The sequence below is a fragment of the Nocardioides alkalitolerans genome, from assembly GCA_038184435.1.
Lineage (GTDB): Bacteria > Actinomycetota > Actinomycetes > Propionibacteriales > Nocardioidaceae > Nocardioides > Nocardioides alkalitolerans_A.
Window position 1 is genome coordinate 1,883,940 of record CP116227.1, and the last position, 24,574, is coordinate 1,908,513.

At 74.9% G+C, this 24,574-nt stretch carries 20 protein-coding genes and 1 tRNA gene; 2 read left to right on the forward strand and 19 right to left on the reverse strand.

What is annotated here, in order from left to right:
- Positions 1 to 8 precede the first annotated feature (8 nt).
- The 10 genes from PIR53_09015 to PIR53_09060 are packed head-to-tail and all read right to left on the reverse strand — an operon-like array spanning position 9 to position 10,442.
- Positions 9 to 1,271, reverse strand: coding sequence for a hypothetical protein (locus PIR53_09015; protein ID WZH54115.1), 1,263 nt, complete (start codon positions 1,269 to 1,271; stop codon positions 9 to 11).
- Between the two features lie 53 nt (positions 1,272 to 1,324).
- Positions 1,325 to 2,230 (reverse strand): sulfotransferase, encoded by a 906-nt coding sequence (locus PIR53_09020; GenBank protein WZH54116.1) that lies wholly within the window; start codon positions 2,228 to 2,230, stop codon positions 1,325 to 1,327.
- Positions 2,227 to 3,807, reverse strand: a complete 1,581-nt coding sequence (locus PIR53_09025) for a polysaccharide biosynthesis C-terminal domain-containing protein (GenBank protein WZH54117.1) — start codon at positions 3,805 to 3,807, stop codon at positions 2,227 to 2,229. Before PIR53_09025 ends, PIR53_09020 begins: the two co-directional genes overlap by 4 nt.
- A gap of 4 nt (positions 3,808 to 3,811) precedes the next feature.
- Positions 3,812 to 4,786, reverse strand: coding sequence for a glycosyltransferase family A protein (locus tag PIR53_09030; protein ID WZH54118.1), 975 nt, complete (start codon positions 4,784 to 4,786; stop codon positions 3,812 to 3,814).
- Positions 4,779 to 6,122, reverse strand: a complete 1,344-nt coding sequence (locus PIR53_09035; GenBank protein ID WZH54119.1) for a hypothetical protein — start codon at positions 6,120 to 6,122, stop codon at positions 4,779 to 4,781. The genes PIR53_09030 and PIR53_09035 overlap by 8 nt, the downstream gene beginning before the upstream one ends.
- Positions 6,115 to 7,392 (reverse strand): O-antigen ligase family protein, encoded by a 1,278-nt coding sequence (locus tag PIR53_09040; protein ID WZH54120.1) that lies wholly within the window; start codon positions 7,390 to 7,392, stop codon positions 6,115 to 6,117. The genes PIR53_09035 and PIR53_09040 overlap by 8 nt, the downstream gene beginning before the upstream one ends.
- On the reverse strand, positions 7,389 to 7,976 hold the full coding sequence (locus PIR53_09045) for a DapH/DapD/GlmU-related protein (protein ID WZH54121.1): 588 nt from the start codon (positions 7,974 to 7,976) through the stop codon (positions 7,389 to 7,391). Before PIR53_09045 ends, PIR53_09040 begins: the two co-directional genes overlap by 4 nt.
- Positions 7,973 to 8,539 (reverse strand): glycosyltransferase, encoded by a 567-nt coding sequence (locus PIR53_09050; protein WZH54122.1) that lies wholly within the window; start codon positions 8,537 to 8,539, stop codon positions 7,973 to 7,975. Before PIR53_09050 ends, PIR53_09045 begins: the two co-directional genes overlap by 4 nt.
- The gene (locus tag PIR53_09055) at positions 8,536 to 9,039 is read right to left on the reverse strand and encodes a UDP-N-acetylglucosamine--LPS N-acetylglucosamine transferase (protein WZH54123.1); all 504 of its coding nucleotides are present in this window, start codon (positions 9,037 to 9,039) and stop codon (positions 8,536 to 8,538) included. The genes PIR53_09050 and PIR53_09055 overlap by 4 nt, the downstream gene beginning before the upstream one ends.
- Positions 9,039 to 10,442 (reverse strand): sugar transferase, encoded by a 1,404-nt coding sequence (locus tag PIR53_09060; GenBank protein ID WZH54124.1) that lies wholly within the window; start codon positions 10,440 to 10,442, stop codon positions 9,039 to 9,041. The genes PIR53_09055 and PIR53_09060 overlap by 1 nt, the downstream gene beginning before the upstream one ends.
- Positions 10,443 to 10,616: 174 nt before the next feature.
- Between PIR53_09060 and PIR53_09065 the strand changes: the two genes are divergently transcribed.
- Positions 10,617 to 11,375 (forward strand): TetR/AcrR family transcriptional regulator, encoded by a 759-nt coding sequence (locus PIR53_09065; GenBank protein WZH54125.1) that lies wholly within the window; start codon positions 10,617 to 10,619, stop codon positions 11,373 to 11,375.
- 30 nt (positions 11,376 to 11,405) lie between these two features.
- Here the strand turns inward: PIR53_09065 and PIR53_09070 are convergent, their stop codons facing one another.
- The 8 genes from PIR53_09070 to glmU all read right to left on the reverse strand — a co-directional run bounded on the left by PIR53_09070 (position 11,406) and on the right by glmU (position 23,325).
- Positions 11,406 to 12,293, reverse strand: a complete 888-nt coding sequence (locus PIR53_09070) for a hypothetical protein (GenBank protein ID WZH54126.1) — start codon at positions 12,291 to 12,293, stop codon at positions 11,406 to 11,408.
- Positions 12,294 to 12,520: 227 nt separating this feature from the next.
- Complete coding sequence (pth, locus tag PIR53_09075) at positions 12,521 to 13,120, reverse strand: aminoacyl-tRNA hydrolase (GenBank protein WZH54127.1); 600 nt, start codon at positions 13,118 to 13,120, stop codon at positions 12,521 to 12,523.
- 63 nt (positions 13,121 to 13,183) lie between these two features.
- Positions 13,184 to 13,852: a 50S ribosomal protein L25/general stress protein Ctc gene (locus PIR53_09080; protein WZH54128.1), complete on the reverse strand. Its 669-nt coding sequence runs from the start codon at positions 13,850 to 13,852 to the stop codon at positions 13,184 to 13,186.
- A 435-nt stretch (positions 13,853 to 14,287) separates the two neighbouring features.
- Positions 14,288 to 16,324 (reverse strand): serine/threonine-protein kinase, encoded by a 2,037-nt coding sequence (locus tag PIR53_09085; GenBank protein WZH54129.1) that lies wholly within the window; start codon positions 16,322 to 16,324, stop codon positions 14,288 to 14,290.
- Positions 16,321 to 17,616, reverse strand: a complete 1,296-nt coding sequence (locus tag PIR53_09090; GenBank protein ID WZH54130.1) for a hypothetical protein — start codon at positions 17,614 to 17,616, stop codon at positions 16,321 to 16,323. The genes PIR53_09085 and PIR53_09090 overlap by 4 nt, the downstream gene beginning before the upstream one ends.
- 5 nt (positions 17,617 to 17,621) lie before the next feature.
- A complete protein-coding gene (locus PIR53_09095; protein WZH54131.1) occupies positions 17,622 to 20,486 on the reverse strand; it encodes a hypothetical protein in 2,865 nt (954 codons plus the stop codon).
- Positions 20,487 to 20,699: 213 nt separating this feature from the next.
- A complete protein-coding gene (locus tag PIR53_09100) occupies positions 20,700 to 21,683 on the reverse strand; it encodes a ribose-phosphate diphosphokinase (protein WZH54132.1) in 984 nt (327 codons plus the stop codon).
- Positions 21,684 to 21,819: 136 nt separating this feature from the next.
- On the reverse strand, positions 21,820 to 23,325 hold the full coding sequence (gene glmU / locus PIR53_09105) for a bifunctional UDP-N-acetylglucosamine diphosphorylase/glucosamine-1-phosphate N-acetyltransferase GlmU (protein WZH54133.1): 1,506 nt from the start codon (positions 23,323 to 23,325) through the stop codon (positions 21,820 to 21,822).
- A 77-nt stretch (positions 23,326 to 23,402) separates the two neighbouring features.
- On the opposite strand from glmU, the gene PIR53_09110 reads away from it, so the two are divergent.
- Positions 23,403 to 23,477: transfer RNA gene (locus PIR53_09110), tRNA-Gln, on the forward strand.
- 70 nt (positions 23,478 to 23,547) lie between these two features.
- Here PIR53_09110 and PIR53_09115 read toward each other — a convergent pair.
- Complete coding sequence (locus tag PIR53_09115; protein WZH54134.1) at positions 23,548 to 24,573, reverse strand: hypothetical protein; 1,026 nt, start codon at positions 24,571 to 24,573, stop codon at positions 23,548 to 23,550.
- Position 24,574: the final 1 nt, after the last annotated feature.

Below are 24,574 nucleotides of genomic sequence, written 5' to 3' on the forward strand. Positions count from 1 at the left end.
CACCGTCCTCAGCGCGCCGTGAAGCGCGTGACGTTGGACTGGCGCTGGTTCTGCACCCAGTCGAAGCCGCCGCCCATGACGACCTGCGACCCGTCGCTCGCCAGCGTGCGGGACAGCAGCAGGGAGTCCTGGTTGGCCGTCGTGCCGGCCGTCGTCACCTGGAACCCACTGCGGACCCGGCCCGTGCTGCGGTCGAGCACGTGCATGGCGACGTAGCGCGTCGGGCTCGTCTCGCCGAAACCGCCGGCGGCGCTGCAGTCGTGGGCGTGGGACGCGACGTACACGTCGCTGCCCTGCACGAGCACGTCGAACGTGTCGCCGTAGCAGCGTGCGAACCACCGCACCTGCCCGGTCGACACGGTGATGGCCTGCACGCCCTCCTTGCGGGCCGTCGAACCGGAGCGGTCGTCGCGGCCACCCATGTAGAGCACCCCGTCGGCCACCTCGAGCGTCGTCGCCCAGTTGGTGGGGGCCAGCAGGTAGCTGCGGCCGAAGCCGCTGGCGTTGGCGCCCGTGGTGCCGTTGACGGCCGCGACGCCCTGGTAGGCCACGCCGTTCATCTGCTGGAAGGTGCCGCCGACGAACACCTTGGCGCCGTCGCCGGACACGGCGAGAGCGGTGGGACGCAGGCCCTCGCCGGGCACCGCGACGCTCATCTTCGGCTGCCACGACGTCAGGCCGCCACTGGTCAGGTCGAACGCGGCGAGGCGGTCGCGCGCGCTCCAGTTGGCGGCGCTGAAGATGCCGCCGACGTAGAGCGTCCTGCCGTCGGGCGATACGTCGAGCGCACGGACGCTGCCGTTGACGCCGTTCCAGCCCACCTGGCCGAGGAAGCGCCCCGTCGCGGTGTCGAACGCGGCGAGGTGCTCCGCCTTCTGGCCGTTGACCTCGTTGAAGTCACCGCCGACGTAGAGCGTCGCCTTGTCGGGCGACAACGCCATCGCGTGCACCGTGCCCGGGGAGCCGTCCCACGTGTTGCGCAGCACCGGCGCGAAGCCGGCGATCCGCTGCCCCGTCGAGGCGTCCATCGCCGCCAGGTGCGCCTGCCCGGACTCGTTCGTGCCCGCCGCGGCGCCCGAGGGCCGCGTGGACGTGAAGGCCCCGCCCACGTAGATGCGGCCACCCGCGATCTCCGAGGCCCACACGGGGCCGTTCGTCTGCTCCATCGGCGCCGGGGTCGTCGACACCAGCGCCTGGGCCGGGGGGGTCACCAGCTGCAGGCCCAGCGCCACGCACAGCGCGGCCAGAGCAGCCCACCCGCGTGTCGCCATCCGTGTCGTCATCCGTGTCGTCATCCGTGTCGTCGTCCGTCTCGTCATCGTGCTCACCACCAGATCTCCGTCCCCAGCAGTCGTGCCAGGTCCTTGTTGTGCGGCTCGTAGTGAGCCCTCAGCTCCTCGGCGACGTCGTCGTCGAGGTCGACCCCGGGCGCACGGTTGCGCCTGGTCGACGAGGGTCCGGCCGCCACCGGGTCCATCCCGGCGAAGTCGGTGACCCGGCGGAGCGTGCCCGTCGGGTCGGCGTAGAGGTCCTCGCTGCGCAGCACGAGCACGCGGCCCTCGCCGTACGCGGCCATCCAGGCCGCGACGGGGCCGGCGTACTCGCCGCGGGCGCGGTAGGCGTACCAGTCCCAGGCCCGGGCGTAGTACGCCGGACGCTCGCGCAACCGGTCCAGCTCACCCGCCGTGCGCCCCGGCTCGGCGGCCAGGGCCTCGCGGAAGCCCAGCCCCTCGACGCCGGCCTTGACCCGCTCGCGGTAGTGCGAGTGCGCCCGGGCGACGGGGTCGCGCAGGAGCACGACGACGCGGGCGTCGGGCAGCACGGCGCGCGCCCGGCCCGCGGCCCGGGGGTCGTGGAGGAGCAACGGGTCGGCCTCCACGGTGAACGCCGCACCGGCGCGGGCGGCATGCCGGCGCCGGGTCTGCTGCGTGGGGAAGTGTCCCCGGTACCAGCTCTCCGGTCGGCCCGAGTGCCGCGTGAACCAGTGCGGGCTCTTGATGTGCTGCGCCGCGGGCACGAGCGGGAGCACCTGCGGGTGCGCGAGGAGCGACGACCAGAGGAAGGTGGTGCCGCTGCGCTTCGCGCCCACGACGAGCAGGTCCGCCCCGGGACGCAGGGGCGCGGTCGCCTGGCCGGCAAGACGCACGAGGCCCGCCACGCCGGCCTTCGCCGGCTCGGGCACCAGGTCCTTCGCGCGGCGGACGAGTCGGGTGTCGTCGAGACTGCTCATCGGTTTCTCCGGTTCGGACGGGGTCGGCGGATCAGGGTGCGGACGTCGGGGAGGTCGAGCGGTCGGCGCAGGAGGTGCAGCAGCACCGCGTAGACGGCGAGCCCGCCCACCACGTGGAGCCCGAGCATCGCCACGGTGGGCGCGGCCAGGAGGTGGAGCGCCAGCCCGGGCGCGCCGAAGGCCACCAGGGCCGCTGCACCGGCGAGGGCGACATCGCGGACGGGCAGGCGCAGGCCCAGCCGACGGCCCCGGACCAGGCAGAGCGCGGAGTCGAGGGTCAGGCAGCTCGCCCAGGCGATCGCCGCCCCCATCAGTCCCAGCCACGGCACGAGGGCGAGGTTGAGCGTGATGTTGAGAGCGAGGGCGACCGCCGTGTTCCCGGCGGTGACGACGCTGCGACCGGCCATGAGGAGGGCGGCGTTGACGTTGCCCATCGCGACGTAGGCCAGCATCCCCAGCGCCATCAGGGTCAGCGCCGGAGCCGCCTCCGCGAACTCCGGGCCCACCAGCCCGAGCACGAGCGGCGACCACGTCGCGAGGCCCAGGAACAGCGGCCAGGAGACGAGCACCAGCCACACCGCCGTCACGCGGTAGACCTCGTCGTACCCCTCCCGGTCGCCCCGCGCCCACGCCGCCGCCATGGCCGGCGCGCTCTGCAGGCGCAGGGCCTCCATCGCCATCGTGCCGGTGGTGACGAACCGGCTCGCGGCCGCCCACGCGCCCGCGGCCGCCGGCCCGAGCAGCACGCCCACGATGATGACGTCGGCCCACACGATGGCCAGCTCGAGGCACGACGCGACGCCCCGCGGCAGGTTGAAGCCCCAGAGCTCGCGCAGCTCGGCGCGCACCGGGACCTCGGCGTCCGCGGGGGCCGTCTCCCCCGCCGTACGGCGCGCCCGCGCCAGGCCGCGCACCAGGAGGGTCGTCGCGACGACGTCGAGGAGCACCAGGGGCAGGGCGTAGCTGAGCAGCAGCCACTCGACCGGCGCGTCGAGCAGCCACAGGAGCGCGACGCCCAGCAGGCGGGTGACGGGGAGCGCCACCTGGTAGAGCCACACGAAGGGCAGCACCGACCCGAGCGCCCGGGTGCCGTTCAGCGCGGCCTGGCCGACCGCCGAGACGACGAGCGTCCCGACGAGCACCCAGAGGAAGGCCGCGACCGCCGGCCGGTCGTCGGCGGGGAAGGTGGCCACGACGTGCTCGACCGAGACGCCGAGCGCCAGCGCCACGACCAGGCTCCACAGGAGCACCGGGGTGAGCGTCCAGCGCATCGCGGAGAACGCGCGGACGTGGTGCCCCACCGCACGGTGGCCGGAGACGGACCGCACGATGCCGGTGTCGCTGCCCGCGAGGGCGACGCCGTTGAGGATCATGAACACCGCGACGGCCTGGTAGTAGAGACCCGCGACGTGGGCACCGAAGAGCCGCCCGACCAGCACCGTCAGCGCGAACCCGCCCGCCGCGGCGAACACGGCACCCACGAGGGAGACCGCGCCGCTGCGCGCGAGGTCGCGACGCCCGCCGGCCGCGACGGGCGCGACCGGCTGGGCACCGGAGAGGACGGACGGGGCGGACATCGGCTCAGATGCCCCGTCCGCGGGCGTGGAGGGCGTCCTGGATGCGGTCCGGCGTGACGCCGGCCAGCACGAGGGCGGTCAGCGCGAGCCGGGGCTCACGACGGTTGTCGCTCCAGGCGCGGCGCATCCACGTGCGTGCCTCGGCACGCTCGCCCGCTGCGGCGTGCGCAAACGCGATCTGGCCGCTGATCCGCGCGCGGCCCCGAGGGGACGCGGCGAACTCGGGGAACGCCCCGAGCAGGGTCGACAGCGCCGCGGAGACGGTGCGCCAGCGGCTGAAGAAGTGGGAGCCCCCGTTCCAGTGGACGTCGGCGACGACGTCGTCCACCAGCCCCAGCGAGCCGCACCGCGCGAGCCGCAGCAGCAGCTCGTAGTCCTCGGCGTAGCCACCCGGGATGTCCTCGTTCCAGCCACCGACGACCCGCAGCGGCCGCGTGCGGTAGAGCAGGGCCGAGGGGTGCAGCTCCATCACGCGGGAGTCGAGCAGGTCCTGGAGGTGCACGCGGTGCCGCGGCGCGCGTCGCACCGTGTGGACGTCGCCGCGCACGATGCGCACGCTGCCGCCCACGGCGAGCAGGGCCGGGTCGGCGTCCAGCGCCCGCACCTGGCAGTCGAGGCGGCCCGGCAGCCAGGCGTCGTCGTCGTCGCACGTCGCCAGCAGCTCGTGCTCGGCGAGGGCGAGCGCCGTGTTCCGCGCGCCCGCGACCCCTTGCCGACGGTCGTTCACCACGACCCGCAGCGTCTGGCGCGACGGGTCCAGCGGAGCGGGCAGGTCGAGGTCGGCCGGCGCCCGCGCGTCGTCGATGACGACGACGACGTCGATGCGTCCGCGGTAGGTCTGCGCCCAGATCGCGTCGACCGCCCGCCGCAGCGTCGCCGTGCGGCCCCGCGTCGCGATGGCGACCGAGACCGGCGGGAGCGGGCGCTCGGAGCGCGCCCCCGCCGGGCGGACGGACGTGGTCGTGGTGGCCTCAGGCATCGGTCGCCACCCGCACCAGTCCGAGCACCTCGACATCGACCGCAGCCAGGTGGAGGCGTGCCACCCGGAGGGCGTCGTTGGACCAGCTGGTCGAGCCGACGAGCACGACGACCGCGTCGCAGGCCTCGAAGTCCACCCGCCAGGAGGGACGGCCGAGGTCGATGGTCTCGACCTGCAACCGGTTCTCGGCGCCCACGACCCGCAGGCCGCGCCGCACGACCTCGGCCGCGTCCTCCGGGAGGTCGGGCGTCACGTAGACACCGAGGCGGAACTCCTCCCCCGGGTCCTCGGCCTCCCGCTCGAGCAGCCACGGCGCGATGGCCACGCCGACGGCGACGACGTCGCTGCCGTCGCTGCGGGTGTCGCGCACCTCGGCCAGCACGGGCAGACCGGTGTCGTCGAGCGGCTCACCGCCGTTGCTGCCCCGCTCGCGGAAGAAGGTCGCCAGGCCGCCCGTCGGACGGCGGGTCGCCGACGTGCCGTCCCGCTCCTCGCGGGGACGGTCGTGGCGGTTGCGGGGGGCGTCCGACGTCGGCTTCGCCGGGAGCGGCGGGGCCGTCGCGACGGCTGCCGCCGCCGGCACCGCCGCGGCGGGGGCGGTGCGGCGCGGGTTGCGCACCTGGGCCAGGTACGCCGAGGCGACGCCGACCAGCAGGCCGCCGGCACCGCCGGCGAGCACGTGGGCGGCGGCGGGCAGCGACGACTTCTCCGCCGTGCCGGCGGCCTCGCTGGCCACGCTGCCCGGGTCGACCACCGTCTCCTCGAGCCGCATGCGCTCCAGCACGAGCTGCTGGCCGCGGTTGCCGTCCGGGTCCGTCTGCTCCTGGAGGCCGGCCAGGCGCGCGTCGTGGGCGCGCCAGCGCTCGACGGCCTGCGCCTCGGCCTCCTCCAGGTAGACCTCGGCCGCCGCCTCGGCCCGCGACTCGGCGCGGTCGGCCGAGTCGTCGGTCCAGGTGAAGACCAGGTAGTTGCTGCTCTCCTCGACCGTGACGGACAGCCGCTCCGCGACGTCGTCGAGGTCGACCCCGTCGCCGATGCGCTCGGCGACGGCGCGACGGACCGGGTCCGTGCGCGTCAGCGCGACCTGGTCGTCGGCCCAGAGGGTGTTGGTCGTGAAGTCGCCCACGGCCACGAGGCCGCCGCCGACGCGGACCGTGGCCTGCGCGTGGTACGCCGGCGCGGAGGTCGCGGCCACGGCGACGCCGAGCAGCAGGCCGACGGCGAGGCCGACGACCACGTGGGTCCAGCGCCTGCGGACGGCGCCGGCCAGGCTCGGTGGACGACGCAGCTCGGAGCCGGGTCGCGTCTCCGAGGCGAGCTCGGTGTCGTCATGCATGGGTGATCACCTTTCTGGTGTGCGAGTGGTCGAGAGCGCGACGCCGGTGCACGCCGGCGACGGCGAGAGCGAGGAGGGTGACAGCCAGCGGCACGGGCAGCACCTCGTAGAACGCGATCTGCACGAGGAGCGCGGCACCGGTGGCGTGGAGCCACACGTCGGGTTCGCGGCCGGAGACCGGTCGGGCGTGCCACCAGATGAGCAGCACGGCACCGACGAACAGCGCGAGACCGGCGATGCCCTGCGAGACCAGGATGGTCCAGAGCTGACCGTGCGTCCCGATGGAGACGTCGTTGCTGTCGGCGAGGCCCGCCGACGACTGCGGTGCGCCCCAGCCGAAGAGGGGCGAGCGGAGCGCCAGCGACCACGACGCCTCGTAGAGGGTCGCGCGCGTGCTCGTGTTGCCGTACTCGAACCGTGCCGTGATGACGCGCCGCACGGGCTCGACGGCGAGCACCGTGCCGACGATCCCGACGACGCCGACCACGACCGCGGCCAGGGCCCGGAAGTCGCCCGCCGCGGCGCGGCGGGCCACCACGTAGGACACCGCCACCCCGATCGTGATCCAGCACCCGCGGTTGAGCGAGACGAGGATCGGCGGGACGGACGCCAGCACGAGACCGCCGAGGAGGAGCCGCTCGGCACGTCCGCGGGCCGTGACCAGCGCGTGGACGGCGACGGGGAAGCCGATGCCGACGGCGGCGCCCCAGTCGTTGGTGTAGGCGAACAGGGGGCTCGGTCGGGGCGAGCCGTAGAGCCCGTCGTACTCCGAGAACTCCGGGTGGGTCAGCGCCGTGACGAAGGGGTCCGAGAGCCCGGCCACGCGGAGCACGGCCTCGAACGGGCTCGTGAACTCGAGGTTGTTGACGAGGATGCCCGGATAGGCCAGCAGCACGGCGGCACCCCACAGGGCCACCACCCACCGCACCACCGTGCGGCCGGGCAGGCCCCGGTCCACCGCGTTCCACACCGCGACCGCGATGACGACGACGGCCGTGTAGAGCACGAGACGGAACCCGTAGGCCGCGAGGTAGCGCGGACCCGAGAGCATCACCGCCGAGATGCCGACCCAGCCGAGGAAGAGCAGGAGCGCGACGTACCCGGGCGGCAGCACCAGGACGCGGCGGTTGAGCAACAGCCACATCCCGACGGGCAGCGCGACCAGCGCCCACGCGGGCACCTGCACCCCCAGCGCCCACCACAGCGGGTAGAGCAGGAAGAGCGCGGCGACCGGGCGCAGGGCGCGGCGCAGCTCGGCGGTGTCGTTCACGGGCGCGCCTTCCCCCCGGTCGTCACGACCTCGGCCGGAGCCGCGGAGGTGGAGCCGTCGACCCGGCGGGCGGGGACGCCCGCGTAGGTGCCGCCGGAGGACAGGCGACCCCGCACGACCGCACCCGCGGCGACGACGGCACCGCGCTCGACGACGGCACCGGGCAGCACGGTGACACGCGCGCCCAGCCAGACCTCGTCCTCGATCCGGGTCGTCAGGTAGTCGGCGACCTTCGCCGCCCGGCCGCCCGCGTCCCGCCCGTGGGTGGCGGTCAGCACCATGACGCCGGGGCCCAGGTGGCAGTCGTCGCCGATCTCGACACGACCGCGCGCCACGTCGAGGTAGCAGTCGTGGTTGACGAAGGTGCGCCGACCGATGCGGAGGCCGCGACCCGTGATGCGGACGCCGCTGAACACGTTGGCGGTGCGGACGTCGAGCCCTGCGGCCCGGTAGACGGCCCAGCGCAGCGGCCGGGGCACGAGGGCGGAGCCCGCCAGCAGGTCGAGCAGCACGTGCCGCAGCGCGATGGCGAGGTCGAGGCGGAGCGCGCCGAGCGCGCGGCCGAGGATCCCGGGGCGCGTCATCGGGTCACCCGCGACAGGAGGGTGCGCCGGACCGAGCGCACACGTCGGACGCGCCGACCGACGACGGGGTCGATCTGGCGCGCGAACCGCTCGGCGGACTCCTCGGCGGCGGTCTCGATCTCCGCCGCGTCCACCTGCGGACCGCTCGCGCTCAGCGCCGCCGAGACCCCGTCGGCGAGCGCGGGGAAGTCGGTGGCGAGCCGGACGACACCGGCGTCGTCGACGACGGCGGCGAACCGCTCCTGGTGACCGTCGACGTGCTCGCCCCGCGAGGGGTCCCGCGGCACGCACACGGGCACGTGCCCGGCCCGGCGGGCGTCCATGATCGTGCCCGGTCCGCCGTGGCACACCACGACCGCCGCACGCCCGAGCAGGTCGGTCAGCTCATCCTGGTCGACGAACTCCACGCCGCGCGCGACCTGCGGCCGCGCGCTGTGGCCGTGCTGCACCACGATCTCCACGCGCGGTCCCAGGGACGCGGCGAGGCGGTCGAGCCAGCCGACGAGACGGTCGAACGGGTGGTGGTCGGTGCCCACCATCGCGACGACGAGCGGCGCGCTCACAGGAGCGGTCCCACGACGACGGCGTCCGGGTAGACGTCGAGCTGCGTGTCCCACTGCACGACGCGGCGCGTGGTGAACGGACCGACGAGCCGTCCCGTCATGGTCGGCGAGTCCACCCGGTCGTAGACCTCGACGAACACCGTCGGGATGCGGAGCACCCAGGCCAGCACGAAGAACGGCACGGCCACGCCCGCCCCGGCGCTGACGACCACCGCGGGCCGCTCGCGCCGCAGCACGCGCCAGGCGAGCACGAGGTTGCGGAGGAGGTTGGGCACGTTGCGCGTGGTCGGCGAGTAGGACGTGACGACCCGCTCGTCGGCCAGGCGGTCGCGCACGTCCGGGGTGTCGGGGCACACCCACACGCGGTCGCGGATCGTCCACCACGGGCGAAGGGCGAGGAGCTGGGCGAGGTGACCGCCCTGGGTGCTCACCAGCAGGGCCTTGCCCCGCGGGCCGTCCTCGGGTCGCGCTCGCGCGGCCTCGGCGAGGAGTTCGGACATCAGTACGCTCCCTTCCCGCGCAGCACCGCGGAGACGGTGCGCGCACAGATCACGAGGTCACCCGCGATGGTGTGGTTGTCGGTGTAGGTCAGGTCGAGGTCGACGCTGGTCGCCCACGAGAGGTCGGAACGGCCGCTCACCTGCCACAGCCCGGTGAGGCCCGGCTTCACCCGCAGGCGGCGGCGCTCGGTCTCGTCGTACGCCGCGACCTCCTCCGGCAGCGCCGGGCGCGGGCCGACGAGCGACATCTCCCCCCGCACGACGTTCCAGAGCTGGGGCAGCTCGTCCAGCGACGTACGGCGCAGGACGCGGCCCACGCGGGTGACGCGGGGGTCGGCACGGATCTTGAAGAGCACGGCGTCGGAGTCGTTGAGGTGCACGACGTCCGCCCGCACGACCTCGGCGTCGACGGTCATCGTGCGGAGCTTCACCATCACGAAGGGCACGCCGTCGCGCCCGACGCGGACCTGCCGGAAGAACGCGGGACCGGGGCTGTCGGCGCGGACGGCGAGAGCGAGGACGAGGAGGACCGGGGCTACGAGGACGAGCGCGACCGCGCCGAGGACGCGGTCGAGCACGCCCTTGGCGACCGCCCGGGCCCGCGACGCCTGGGGCGGCGCGACGGAGACGATGCCGCGGCCGGCCAGTCGGCCGACACCCATCCGGTGCGGCGCGACGGGCGGAGCGGGGAAGCCGAGCGGCACCCCGGTCGGCTGCAGCTCCCAGGTCAGCTGGCGGAGACCGTCGGCCCCCAGCCCCAGGCCGGGGTCGACCAGCACGATGTCGGCGTGCTTCTCGGCGACCTCGTGCGCCAGCGGTGTGTCGGTGAAGCGGGCCGCGCTGCCCATGACCCGGCCGGTGCGGCGCTCGACCGGGAGTCGACCGACGACACGCACGTCACGCTCCGTCGCGGTCACCTCGTCCAGGTCGTCCGGGTCCACCAGGACCAGCGCCCGCGGCCGCCCCCGGAGGACGCCGGCCACGGAGCGCACGACGACCACGACGGCGACCAGCAGCACGAGCGGTGCCCACCGCTCGCTGGTCGGCACGCCGGGCAGGACCGCGTCGGCCAGCACCAGCACCCCGAGCGCCACCAGCCCGGACGTCGCGACGCCCGTCAGGTCCGTGCTCGAGAGCGCCGGGTGCGGACGGGTCACGCCGACGATGCCGCGGGCGACGGCCCAGGCGGCTCCGAGCACGACGGCCGCACGGAGGTCTCCCCCGGTCACCGCCAGCACCAGCAGCACGGCGACCACTGACACCACCTCGGCGCAGCGCGGCAGGGCGACGCGACGTCGCGGCGCGACGGCGGAGGCCCGCCTCGCTCCCGGACGCGCGACGGTCGGGCCCGGCATCGGGCGCGACGACGCGTCGCCGGGCGACGGGGCGAGTGCGCGGGGCACGGCGGCTCCTTCCTCGGGGTGGCGGGTCGGTGGACTAGACCGGTCTAGTGAACAGTGTTCTCCCTAACGACCAGGCGACGCAAACGTGACGTGTGTTTCTTTTACTCTTTCGGGTGGCCCTCCGTCGGCTCGGCGCGGTGCACCGGGCGACCCGAGCCCCGTAGGGTAGGCGCGATGGACACGAGCACGGACCACACGCCCGGAGAGGTGATGTCCGACCCCTCGGCCGCCTCCGACGGCGCGGGGGGTCTGTCGCGTCGGGACCGCCTCCGGCTCGCCACCATCGAGGAGATCAAGTCCGCGGCCCGCGAGCTGCTCCTGCCCCTGCCGGGCGGCGGCGACCTGTCGTTGCGCGCCGTGGCCCGCGAGATCGGCATGACCCCGTCGGCGATCTACCGCTACTTCGAGTCGCGTCAGGACCTCATCGAGGCCCTCGCGCGCGACGCGCTGGAGTCGGCCGGCGCCGCGCTACGGGTGGCCGACGAGGCCGACACGCACCCGAGCGCCTTCGCCCGGGCGGTCGCGCTGGCGTCGGCGTACCGGCGGTGGTGCCTCGACCACCGTGCCGAGTTCGCGCTGGTCTTCCGGGACGGCCAGGGCACCGACGCCGTCCGGGTCGACACCATCGCCTTCTACAGCGTGCCGCTGCAGGTGCTGGCCGAGGAGCTCCAGGCCGATCGCATCCGGATCCCCGAGCACACCGACGTACTGCCGACGGTGCGGGCCGAGGTCCTCGAGCTCGCCGCCAGCCTCGCGCCCCAGGGGGTCGAGCCGGCGACGGTCATCTACCTGGTGTCGGTGTGGGCCGCCGTGCACGGCTTCGTGTGCCTCGAGCTGTTCGGGCACGTGCCGGGCATCCTCGAGGACCCCGGGGACGCCTTCGAGCGCCACGTGCGGCTCGTGCTGCGGTCGGTGCTCGTCTTCGATTCGTGACGGACCCGCGACCGGGCGACCGCGGCCGGCTCAGCCGAGGCGCGGCGCCCGCGGGAAGCCCAGTGCGACCTGCACGGCCGCGGAGAGGCCGACCTGCGCCTGGCGGAGGTCGGGCGACGTCGCGTCGCCGACCAGGGTGAGCATCCACTGCCGTGCGTCGAGGTCGTAGCCACCGGCGGCGACCAGCGTCTCGAGCTCGCCCCAGGACTCCAGGATCCGCGCGACCTCGGAGTCCTCGCCCCGCCACGCCACGACCGAACCGCCCTCGAGGGCCGCTGAGGTCAGGGGCGAGCGCCAGGTGATCTCCGGTCCCACGTCCCTGCCGCGCAGCCATCCCCGGACGCCGGCCACGCTCTCGTTGCGCCGCACGCCGGTCATCACGGTCTCCATCGTCCACTCGCCCGCGCGTCGGCCGAGCCACCAGGCCGACGCGTCGAGCCGCGACGCGAACCGGTTGCCCACCATGGCCAGACGGTCGACGAGCGGTGCGGCCACCATGTCGTCGAGGTCGTGGAGACAGCGCTCCAACGCGTCGACCACGTGACCCTGCGGCAACGGAGCCGGAGGCGGCTGGGCGTCCTCGCGGGCCGCGCGCTCCAGTGCCTCCAGGATGCTGAGGGCGAGCCGCCTCTCCACCGCCGAGAAGTGGCGCCCGACGCGCCGCAGGATCAGCTCGACCGGCCGTCCGATCGGGTCGACGTGGCGCAGCACGAGGATGTCGCCCTCGTGCGTCGCGAGCGGCCCCGCCTCGGCGCCGTCCCGTCCCCCCGGGCCAGCCGCACCGGCCGCGTCGAGCTCGCCGCTGTCGGACGGCGTCAGCACCGCGACGTGGTCGACCTCCAGGGCCCCGCGCAGCGTGCGCTCGACGAGGTCGGTCCACTCGGTGACGCGGCGGTGCGTCGTCCTGCTCTGTCTCACGGTGGTGCTCCTGCCCGTCCTCGCGCCTCCGGCGGTCGTCCCGCCGATCGTCGGCTCCGTGCGAGCTCACGCACCGTGCCGGTGGTAGGGCGCGGTGCCTGGTGCACGCCGAGAATCGAGCCAGCCGTCACCGATCGGGTGACGGCCACCTGTTGAACGAGAGTTCCGTCACCGCGTCACGACCTGGCGGACCGATGCGGTACGGATCACGTTCCGCTCCAGCGTACTCAGCGGTTGAAGCGCTGCTGGGCCTGCTCGAGCCCCTCCGCCACCAGGCACTCCACCGCGTCCGCGGCGTCGCCCACCTGAAACGGCAGCTCTTTCTGCTCCGTGCGGGAGTAGTCCGCGAGCACGAAGTCGGCCACGTCCTGGCGCCCCGGCGGACGGCCGATCCCGGCCCGTACCCGGTGGAAGTCACCCGTGCCGAGCGACGACCGCATCGACTTCAGGCCGTTGTGTCCGTTGTCGCCGCCCCCCAGCTTGAGACGCAGGGTGCCGAACGCGATGTCGAGCTCGTCGTGCACCGCGACGACGCGCTCCGGCGCGATCTTGTAGAAGGTGGCGAGCGCCTTCACCGGGCCGCCGACCTCGTTCATGTAGGACCGCGGCTTCGCGAGCACGACGCGGGGGCCGGGGCTGCCGGGAGCACCGACCCGCCCCTCGACGACGTCGGCGCGGCCCGTCTTGTGCGCCCGGAACCGGCTCCCCCACCGCTGGGCGAGCTCGTCGACCACGAGGTAGCCGACGTTGTGCCGGTTGCCGGCATACGAAGGGCCGGGGTTGCCCAGCCCGACGACCAGCCACACCTCGGTGGACGTGTCGGACATGCGGCAACCCCGGCCTCTCGTGTCGTGCGGGTGCCGGCCCGCGGTTCGCGGGCCGGCGGAGGATCACTCGTCGTCGGAGGAGGCCTCGTCGTCGGAGCCGCCCTCGGCGTCGGCCTCGTCCTCGGGCGCGTCGCGCTCGATGCCGACCTCGGCCTCGGCCTCGGCGAGCTCGGCCTCGACCTCCTCGGCGGTCGCCGCGGCGGTCACGTTGACCACGAGCACGTCCGCCTCGGTGAGGAGGGTGGAGCCCGACGGGATCTCGAGGTCACCGGCGGTGATCTGCGTGCCGGCCTCGGCACCCTCGACGGAGACCTCGATGGCCTCGGGGATGTGCGTGGCCTCGGCCTCGAGCTCGACGGTCGCGTTCTCCGTGACGACCAGCGTCTCGGGAGCGGCCTCGCCGACCACGGTGACGGGCACGTCGACCGTGACCTTCTCGCCGCGCTTCACGGCGACGAAGTCGACGTGCTCGATGACGCGACGCAGCGGGTCGACCTGGATGTGCTTGGTGAGCGCGAGCTGCACCGTGCCGTCGACGTCGAGCTCGAGCAGCGCGTTGGCGCCGCCGTGCTTGAGGGCGAGCATCGTCTGGTGGCCGGGGAGGGTCACGTGGATCGGGTCGATGCCGTTGCCGTAGACCACGGCCGGGATCTTGTTCTCACGACGGATGCGGCGCGCGGCGCCCTTGCCGAACTCGCTGCGGACCTCGGCGGCGATCTTCTCGCTGGACATGCTGTGACTCCTCGTCGGACTTCGTCTGCGGCACCGCGAGGTGCCAGGTCGGTCGCGCCACGGCAGCACAGCGCGGCGAACCAGAGGTCCGGCCGGCCCTGTCGATCACGGAACCCCGGGGGTTCCCTCGCCGAGGCAACCGCAGGAGTGTAGCGACGTCGCCCCCGCAGGGCCAAAACCCCCGGACGGTCCGCGTCCGGGATCCCCGGGGTCGTCGACGCCCGGGCCTACCGATGGTGGCGCCCGAGATGTGCGGCTGCGACAGGCCTCGCGCGACCCCGGCCGCACCAGGCGCACAGTTCCGCTCCCACCCGCGCCCACCCGCCGGACGTCATGCGCCGCGGCGGCCCGGGGCACCGGGCCGCATGACGTCCCGGGACACGCACCGCGCCGGGCCAGGTCGGGGCCGACGGGGCAGGCGCCGCGCCGTACCCCTCAGCGACTGACCGTCACCACGGCCGGCGCGCTCTCGAGGGCACCGAGGACGGCCGACACCTCGCAGCGGGCGGAGGGCTGCTCGGCGAGCAGCCCGCCCGACGCCTGGGGCGTGAGCGCGGCGCAGGCTCGCAGGGTCGGGGGTCCGCCGCCGAGCTGGCGTGCGGCGTCGGTGAGGGAGGCCGTGCCGGTGGCGCCGCTGTCGTAGACGGGCTCCGCGCCCCCCGCGAACACGACGTCCACGAGCACGTCGACCGACTCGCCCTGGGTCACCGCCCCGCGGTCCACGCGCAGCTCGATCCCGCGGGTCTGCTGCAACGGGAACGCCAGCCGGTTGTTCGACGCGTCGGCGAGCGCGGCGTCGAGGTCCGCGCGGGCCTCCTCCTCCCACCGCTGCAGGGCGTCCTCCTCGGTGCCGAGGTCGAGCTCGATCTCCGCCGCGACCGTGGTCTGCGACCCGCTGAGCGGCACCTGCACCCGCCAGGCGCACGGCTGCTGCACCCCGGCGTCGGTGGGCGCGAGATCGGCCTCCACACCGGGATCCCAGGTCACGCCCGCGCGCGGGCACCCGCCGGACGCGGCCGCCGGGAGGAAGGTCAGCAGGGTCACCGCGTCCCGCGACTCCCCCGGCCGGGTCGGCAGCGTCACCGTGAGCTCGACGTCGACGGTGCGGTTCTGGGGGTCGTACGACGCGGCGCGGCTCGTCGTGAGGCCGCTGGGGTACGACGCGGGTGGCGACTGCTCCCGCTGGACGGGCAGCGCGGTGCGGGCCTCTGTGCCGGCGCCCGGGTCGGGATCGCCGCCGCCGCGCACGATCTGGAGGACCAGCCCCGCGACGACGACCAGGGAGACGGCCACGACCAGCACGAGGGCCCAGGTCGGCACCCGGGACCCGGCCGCGTGGGCGCGACGCCCGGCCGTCGGCTCCGCCGGGGGCGGAGGGCCAGCGGTCGGCGGAACCGGAGGAGCCGGAGGAGCCGGAGGAGCCGCGGCCGGAGCAGACGCAGACGCAGCCTCCGGCACCGCAGCAGCCGCCGCCGCGGGCACCGGCCCCGGCAGCACCGGCCGCAGCTCGGTGCCGCCGGTGGGGACCCCGCGCCCGTCGTCGACGACGGCCGGGCCGACGTGGTGCCGCACGACGGTGCGCTGCGCGGTGTTCCACGACACCGGTTCGGACTGGGCGGGCAGCGCGGGGGCGTCGAGCGCGTCGTCCGGGAGGTCGCGGAGCGCCTGGGCGGTCGCGGCGGCCGACAGTCGGGTGGCGGGGTCCTTGGCGAGGGTGATGGCCAGGACGGTCCACAGCAGCGGGTGGACGGGGAGCGCGGGGGGCTCGACCGTGACGTGGCGGTTGCCGATCGTGTGCACGGTGCCCTTGCCGGCGAACGGCGTACGGCCCGCGAGGAGCTCGTAGAGCAGCACGCCCGCGGCGTACACGTCGGAGGCGGGGCTGAACCGGCCGTACTGGAACAGCTCCGGCGGCATGTAGCCCGGGGTGCCGATGAGCCCCGTGGCCTGCACCGTCGACTCCTGCGCGAGCCGGGCGATGCCGAAGTCGGAGAGCCGCACGCCGCTGCCGTCGCCGGGCACGCCGCCCTCGAGGAGGACGTTGTCGGGCTTGATGTCGCGGTGCAGGAAATTGGCGGCGTGGGCGGCGGCGAGCGCGTCCAGCACGGCGCACGTGACGAGCACGGCCTCGCGGGCGGGCAGCGTGCCGACCTCGCGGAGGTGACGCCGCAGGTCGCGACCCTCGACGAGGTCCATGACGATCGCCAGGTCCGTGCCCTCGACCACGAGATCGCGCACCTGCACGATCCGGGGGTGCTTCAGGTTGAGCAGGATCGAGCGCTCCTGGATGAAGCGTCCGACGATGTCCGCGTCGTACACGTAGGTCTCGCGCAGCAGCTTCGCCGCGACGTGCTCCCCCGACGTGCGGTCGACGGCACGCCACACTTCGCCCATGGCTCCCGCGCCGAGCCGTTCGCGCAGCTCGTAGCGGCTGCCCAGAGCCCGCGGGCTCCCCTCCTCCACCGGGGTCACGCCCCCGTGGGGACGGCGAGCCAGTACAGTCGCTGGGCCTCGGGGGCTCCGGTGGCGACGACGCTGCGCACCCCCGGGTCCTGGGTCGTGGACGTCAGGGCCACCACGGCGTCGTCGGGCAGCGCCTGCTGCGTGGCGAACGACAGGGCCGGGCCGGCCAGGCCGTCCCCCGCATCGAGCGCGAGCGCGGGCAGCGCCGCGGCGACGTCGCCGGGGTCGCTGCTGCCGGCGGACTCGACGGCGCGCACGAGGGCGACCACCGCGTCGTGGCTGGCGAGGTCGGCGTCGCCGCCGTTGACGTCGAACGGGCGGCCGAGCACGTCCACCGCGTCGGCGTCGGCGGTCAGCGAGCGGAGCGCGGCGAAGTACGCCGCAGCGCTGTCCCCCGCCGTCCCATCGGCCAGCGTCGTGGCGTCGCCGGCGTCGGGTCCCGCGGTGAGGAACGGGGCGGAGAGCACGCCGCCGCTGTCGGCGAGCACGTCGGCGAAGACCGGGCTCAACGCGTCGGGCGTGAGCACGACGGGCACGTCGGCCACCGTCTGGATGCCCTGGACGAACCGGGCCTGGTCGGCCGCGGCGCCCGCCAGCACGACGCTGTCGATCGCCCGCTCGTCCACGGCGTCCGCGACCGCGGTGACCGCGGCGCCCACGCCGTCCGCCCCGAAGGTGGCGGCGCGGGCGCCCTCCACCTCGGGCTGCTCCGCGGTGCCGATGGTGAGCACGAGGGGACGCGACGCCGCGACGGCGGCGAGGGCATCGGTCATCCCCTCGTCGACCGCGGCCGACGACGGCGCCGTGCTCCAGGTCGTCCCGGGCAGCCCGCTCCCGACGAGGTACGGCGCGACGACCGGCACCCCGGCCTCGGCGGCCCGCTCGAGCGCGGCGCTCGTGTGGGCGCCGGCCGTGCCGAGGACGATCCCGCTGACCCCGGCGTCGACGAGCTCGTCGACGACGGCGACCGCACCCTCGGCGGTGCCGCGGTCGTCGCGCCCCAGGACCTCGACGTCGACACCGCCGTCCGCCAGGCGACGCTGGGCCACCATCGCGCCCTGCGCGAGCGGGAGCACGTCGGTGCCCTCCGCGCCGGAGCCCACCGAGCTGACCACGACGCCGATGCGCACCGGTCCGTCCACGGCGGCCTCGAGCGTGACCTGGGCGGGCGGCACGGGCTCGACCTCGGTCGCGTCGTCGTCGCGCTCGTCCTCGTCGTCGCTGCAGGCCGCCAGCGGCAGCACGAGCAGCGTGGCCGCGAGCGCGGCCACGGCCCGGCGGTGCACCGGTCCGGACCCCACGGACCTCACTGCGGCACCACGTGGAGGGTGTAGACGGTGAGCACGCTGCCGTCGGCGTCGACGCCGCCGGTGTTGAGCTCCTCCTGCCGGTCGACCCCCAGCTCGAACTGCCGCTGCTGACGCGCCACGTCGCGCAGGTCGAGGCGCCGCACGGCGGCGAACCCGGTCGTGCTGCCGAGCTCCTCGAAGACCGTGCGCTGCGACTGGCCCGCCGACGTGGCGTTCGACGAGAGCGCACCGAGGATGCCGCGGCCGGAGTCGGCCGAGCCGAACTGCCGCAGCGCCTCGTCGAGCGAGGCGACGAGGGCGGTGCTGGTGCCCCCGAGGTCGACACCGGTGGCCCCCATGTCGGCCACCAGGGCGTCGCCCGCGGCGCCGAGCCGGCCCTGCAGCAGCTCCGCCGCACCGGTCAGTCGCCGGTCGGCACGGCCCTCGAGGTTGCCCGCGACCTGCGACCCCCAGTCCTCCACGGCACCGCCGTCGGTCTCCAGGCCCGCGGCGTACCGCGCGATGAAGTCCTGCAGCAGGCCGTCCACCGACTCCTGGGCGTCCGCGAGGTCGAGCAGGTTCCCGTCGAGGTCGCCCCCGACCGCGGTGAGGGCGTCGTCCGCGGCCTCGAAGTAGTCCCCGACGTCCTGCGTCAGCGCCAGGTTCTGGCAGTCGAGCGCGGCCCACGCCGCGGCCAGCAGGTCGAGCGCGGTCGAGCCCGCCGACGTGCCGGGCTCGGGCAGGGTGGCGCAGTCCGTCGTCGGTGCCGTGGCGCCGATGCCGCCGGCGGTGCGTGCGGCGTCGATCTCGGTCTGGAGGGCGGTCACCGCGGCGACGACGTCGTCGTCGCCGTCCGTGCCCGCCACGAGCGCCTCGTCGACGGCGTCGAGCGCATCGGCGAGCAGGCCGACCTGCTCGTTGATGCCCGCGAGGGCACCGGGCACGTCGACCTCGACGAGGCCACGCACCTCCGTCCACGCGGCCGCCAGCTCCGCGAGCCGGGTCTCGAGGACTGAGGTCCCCTCGGGCGTCGCCGGGCAGAGGTCGAGGCCCGTGACGCCGCCGAGCACCTCGTCGAGGAGGCCGCCGACACCGCCGCCCGGAGTCCAGGTGCCCTCCCAGAGCGGCGCGCAGACCACCCCGAGGAGGTCGTCGATGCCGGAGCCGAGCGACGCGAGCGTGCTCGGCACGGTGCCGTCGCCGTCGAGCTGCTCGGTGGCGATCTGCTGGATCGTGCTCACGCTGCCGGCCAGCGCCCCGCCGTCCGCGACGAGCGCCTGGAGGTCGACCAGCTCGCCCCGCAGCGCTGCGAGGGCTGCGGCGAGCTGCGTGCGCAGCTCCTCCACCTCGGTCGTGACGCCGGCGGTGCTGAGGGCGGTGAGCAGACCGTTGAGCGCGGCGACGGCGTCCTGCACGTCGCCGAGCTCGGTCGCGACGTCGCCGAACCCGGCAGGACGCACCTCGCCCGCGAGGTCGGTGGCGAGGGTCGCGAGCTCCGCGGCGGTGCCCTCGAGGGCGTCTCCGGTGGCCGCGAGCTGACAGGTGACGGAGCGTGGCGTGCCGGCGGCCACCTGCGCCGGGGTCGGGCAGCTCGTGGCCGGCGACTCGGCCTCCGCCCGCGTGCCCACGAGGGCGGTGAGCGCCTCGGTGGTGACGGCCGCGCACTCCCCCGACGCGTCGGCGTACGCCGCGAGCAGCGCCCCGACGGAGGCGAAGAGGTCGCGGAGGGTCGCGTCGCCGCCGGCGGCCAGCGAGGCGTCGACGGCGCAGCTGCCGGCCACGGGACGCACCGTGATGAGCTCCCGCGGCGCGACGCCGGCCGGGCCGACGAGCGCGCCCAGGTCGCCGAGCGCCGTGTCGAGGTCGATCGCGCCGGAGCGGCCCGCGGCCTCGAGGGTGCGGTCGATCTCGGCGCTCTTGGTGCCGAGGTCGGCGACGATGGTCTCGATCTGCGCGGGGATGTCGCCGCGGGAGCCCTGCAGCTGGCCGACGGCCTCGGCGCCGACGCCGCTCGCGGTGCTCTCCAGGTCGGCGCGGATGTCGGTGAGCACCGTGCTCGCGCCGGTCAGCACCTGGTTCACCGCGTCGATGGTCGTGATCGTGTCCTGCTGGAGACGCCGGGCGCTGCCGGCGCGGTCGACGAACGCCGCCTGCACCAGGCCGTCGATCGACGGGTCGCTCACGAGGCCGGGCTGCACGCTGAGGTCGAAGGTCGGCGGCGCGAAGTCCTGGGCCTCGAGCACGAGTCGGAAGGTCGCGGTCGTCGCGAGACGCGGCGGGGCGAGCATGGCGGCCCACTGCACGACCGGTGCGCCGTCCGCAGCCCGCCCGAGCACGCCGTTGGTCACGTCCTCCCCGTCGGCGGCCGCGGTGACGACACGGGTGTCCTCGTCGAGGGCCACGCCCCCGACCACGGTGAGCGGGCTGCCGACGAGGGCGACCTCGTCGTACTGGCGGCCCTCCGAGGAGTACGCCACCTGCGTGGGACGCACCGTCGTGTTCTGCACGGTGACGTCGATGGTGACGGGCCCGTCGTGCCCGGCGAGGTCCGCCAGGTCGGTGCCCGAGCGGCCGTCCGCCCGGTAGGCGGTCAGCACGCGCACCGGCAGGTCGGCGTCGGCGGGGTCGACGGACTCCTTCGTCGTCGTCACGTCGCCGTCGCCACGGTCGGTGACGAGGCGGTTCGACACCCCGGCCACGCCCCCGTCGCCGGTGAGGGTCACGTCGATGCTGCGGAGGCTGCGCGGCTCGTCCGCGGACGCCGTCTGCGGCGCCGACACGAGACCGGCGGCCAGCAGGGCCACCGAGCCGAGGAGGGCGACCCGTCGCACGGCGGGCGTGACGAGGCGACCGCGCGACGGCGCGCGATGCGTGGGTGCCATGCGGCAACCTCCGAGAGGCTCCGCCCCGGGCGGCGCTCCCCCCGGGGCCGTGGACGTGACGATGACCCCGGCAGCCTAGGACGACCACGGGGCGACGGGGGTACCTTCGCCCAAGTCGGACAGTGGTCCAAACCACTCGGACCCCGGTCTAGACCAGGGGTTCCTGGTCCGGGCCGGGGTCCGGGGCGGGTGGTGCCGCTGGGCCTGCCGCGCTCAGGCGTGGCCGTCGAACATCGACGTCACGGAGCCGTCCTCGAAGACCGCCTGGATGGCCTGCGCCAGCAGCGGCGCGATGGAGAGCACGGTGAGCTTGTCGAAGCTCTTCTCCTCCGCGAGCGGCAGCGTGTTGGTGAGGATGACCTCCACCGCCGGGCTGTTCTTCAGGCGCTCGGCGGCCGGGTCGGACAGGATGCCGTGGGTGGCCGCGATGATGACGGCCTTCGCGCCCTGCTCCATGAGGGCCTCGGCGGCCTTCACGATCGTGCCACCGGTGTCGATCATGTCGTCGACCAGCACGCAGGTGCGGCCCTCGACCTCGCCGACGACGCGGTTCGCGACGCTCTCGTTGGGGCGGTCCGTGCGACGCGTCTTGTGGATGAACGCGAGCGGCACGCCGCCGAGACGGGCCGACCAGCGCTCGGCCACCTTGATGCGACCCGCGTCGGGCGACACGACGGCGAGCTGGGACTCCGCGCCGTACTTGTCGCGGACGTAGTCCGCCAGGATCGGCAGCGCCATCAGGTGGTCGACGGGGCCGTCGAAGTAGCCCTGGATCTGGTCGGCGTGCAGGTCGACCGAGATGAGCCGGTCGGCGCCGGCCGTCTTGAAGAGGTCCGCCACGAGGCGGGCCGAGATGGGCTCGCGGCCCCGGTGCTTCTTGTCCTGGCGGCTGTAGCCGTAGAACGGCATGACCACGGTGATCCGCTTGGCCGAGGCGCGCTTGAGCGCGTCGACCATGATCAGGTGCTCCATGATCCACTCGTTGATCGGCGCCGTGTGGCTCTGCAGCACGAAGGCGTCGCAGCCGCGCACCGACTCCTCGTAGCGCACGTACTTCTCCGAGTTGGCGAAGTCGTACATCGACGAGGGCACCAGGCCCGTGCCGACGAGCTCGGCGACCTCCTCGGCCAGCCGGGGGTGTGCCCGCCCGCTGAAGACCATGAGGTTCTTCTCGCCTGCCAGCTTCATTCCGCTCACGCCGGATGCGCTCCTACCGCTCGATGCCGTCACGGCCGGCTTCCCTGCGTCGGCCCCGGCGATTCTCGCGCACCCCCGCGGCGACGCCAACTCAGGGTCGGCCCCGGCTCACACCGTGGGCACCTCAGCGGTCACCTCACGAGAGCGGGGGCTGCCCGTCCGCGGGCTCGTTCTCGACGTCGGGGGCCGCGTCCGCTCCGCCGGGGTACGCCGCACCCTCCGCGCCCTGCGCTGCCGCAGCCGCCTCGGCCTGCGCCGTACCGGGGCGGCGGCGCGCCACCCAGCCCGCGATGTCGCGCTGCGGGCCGGCCGAGACGGCGAGGGCGCCGGCGGGGACGTCGGAGCGGACGACCGTGCCCGCGCCGGTGCTCGCACCGTCGCCGATCGTGACGGGCGCGACGAAGGTGTTGTTGGACCCGGTGCGCGCGTGCCTGCCGACGACGGTGCGGTGCTTGGCGACCCCGTCGTAGTTCGCGACGATCGTGCCCGCGCCGATGTTGGTGCCGTCGCCGATCTCGGCGTCGCCCACGTAGGACAGGTGGGGCACCTTGGCGCCGTCCCCGATCACGGCGTTCTTGGTCTCCACGAAGGCGCCGATCTTGCCGGCGGCCCCGAGGCGGGTGCCGGGCCGGAGGTAGGAGTACGGCCCCACGGTGGCGCCGCCCCCGATGACGGCCAGCTGGCCGTGGGTGCGCACGACGCGCGCGCCGGCGCCGACCTCGCAGTCCTCGAGCGTCGTGTCGGGGCCGATGACGGCGTCCTCCGCGACGACCGTGGCCCCCAGCAGCTGTGTGCCCGGGAGGATCGTCACGTCGGGGGCGAGCACGACGTCGCTGTCGATCCAGGTGGTGTCCGGGTCCATGATCGTGACCCCGACCTCGGTCATCCAGTGGTCGAGGATGCGGCGGTTGAGGAGCCGGCCGAGCTCCGCCAGCTGGGCGCGGTCGTTCGCGCCCCGGGTCTGGGTCTCGTCGTCGATGCAGTAGGCACCGACGGTGAGGCCGGTGTCGCGGGCGATCCCGACGGCGTCGGTCAGGTAGAACTCGCCCTTCGCGTTGTCGTTGCGGATCGCCGCCAGCGCCTCGACGAGGAACGCGCCGTCGAAGGCCAGGATCCCGGAGTTGATCTCCCGGATCTCGCGCTGGACGTGGTCGGCCTCCTTCTGCTCGACGATGGCGAGCACGTCGCCCTCCTCGTCGCGCACGATGCGGCCGTAGCCCGTCGGGTCGTCGATCTCGGCCGACAGGATGCTGACCGCCCGCTCGGCCGCCTCGTGGTCGGCGACGAACGCCGCCAGGCTCTCGCCGCGCAGCAGCGGCGTGTCGCCGGTGAGCACGACCACCGTGCCCTCGACGCTCCCCCCGAGCGCCTCCACGGCGACCCGCGCCGCGTGCCCCGTGCCGTCCTGCGACTCCTGGACGGCCAGCACCGCGTCGGGCTCGAGCTCGCGCACGTGGGCCCCCACGGCCTCCCGCTGGTGGCCGATCACGGCGACCACCCGGTCGGGCTCGACGGCGCGCGTCGCGGCGAGCACGTGGCCCACCATCGTGCGCCCGCCGACCCGGTGGAGCACCTTCATCGTCTTGGACCGCATGCGGGTGCCGCCACCGGCGGCGAGGACGATGACGGTCACCTGGCTCATGGGGGGACACCCTAGACGGCCCGGAGGACGCCGGGGTCACCTAAGGTGGTGCCTCGCCCCGCCCTGCGCGCGGGCGGTCCCCGGTTGCTCTGCTGGCACGGGCGGGCGGACTTTGAATCCGTCTTTCGTTGGTTCGATTCCAACCCGGGGAGCCCCACGCCGCCCCACGCCGCCGCGCGCTCCGGCGCTGGGGTCCGGTCCCCCGCGCCCCGCGCACCTTCCTCAGCCGAGGATGGCCGCGACCTCGTCGGCGGCGAAGAACGGCGCGAGCCGCGCGCGCACGATCCGCTCGAGCTCGCCGCTCTCGCGGGCCACGGCCAGCAGCCGCGGGCCGGCGGTGGACACGACGGCGGCGATCTCCTCGGGGCCCACGGCGAGGTCGTCGAGCACCTCGGCGAGCGTGTGGGGTCCGTACGTCGCGACGAGGCTCCGCACCACGCCGTCGGCCACCTCCCGCGCGGCCTCGGAGGCGAGCACGCCGATGACGAGGTCCTGGACGGTGCCGGCGACGCGCCGTACCTCCTCGACGTCGCCCGTCGGCCGCGGCAGCGGTCGGTCGGCGTAGGTCTCGAGGACGCCCACGAGCGCGTCGCGCGTGCCGGGGTCGCGCAGCGTGGCGAGCAGGACGGCGTTGAGCCGCCGCATCGCGATGACGGCGCCCTTGCCGGCGGTGCCGCCGACCAGCTGCTCGACCTGGCGGTCCGCGGCGCCCATCACCCTGCCGGCCGCGCTGGCGCCGAACGACACGAGGGAGCCGACGCCGGGGATCTTCTCGGCCACGGCCCGGTTGGCCTGCACGACCTCGGCCACCACCCGGGTGAGGAACGTGGCCGCCAGGCCCGCCGCCTCCGGGCTGCGCGTCAGGTCGTCGAGCAGTGCCTCGAGCTCGTCGGTGCGCGCCAGCAGGGCGTCGAGGATCGCCACCAGCTGCTCGCGGTCCACGAGGTCGTCGAGGGTCACGGGGCCGGACGGACCCGCGTGCACGGCGTCCGCGACCGCCTCGACCACCGTGCTGACGAACGCGCTGCCCGGGGCGGTGGTGAGCAGCGCGTGGACGGCCGCTGCCACCTCCTCGGGCTCGACGACCTGCTCGACCCGCACGACGGCGGCGACGGCGAGCACGTCGTCGACGTACCCGGCCAGACGGCCCGCGGCGTCCGGGCCGGTCAGCTCGTCCAGCACCCACGCGACCTGGGCGTCGAGGAGCCGCTCGGCGACGGTGGGGGTCTGCTTGTCGGTGGCGACCATC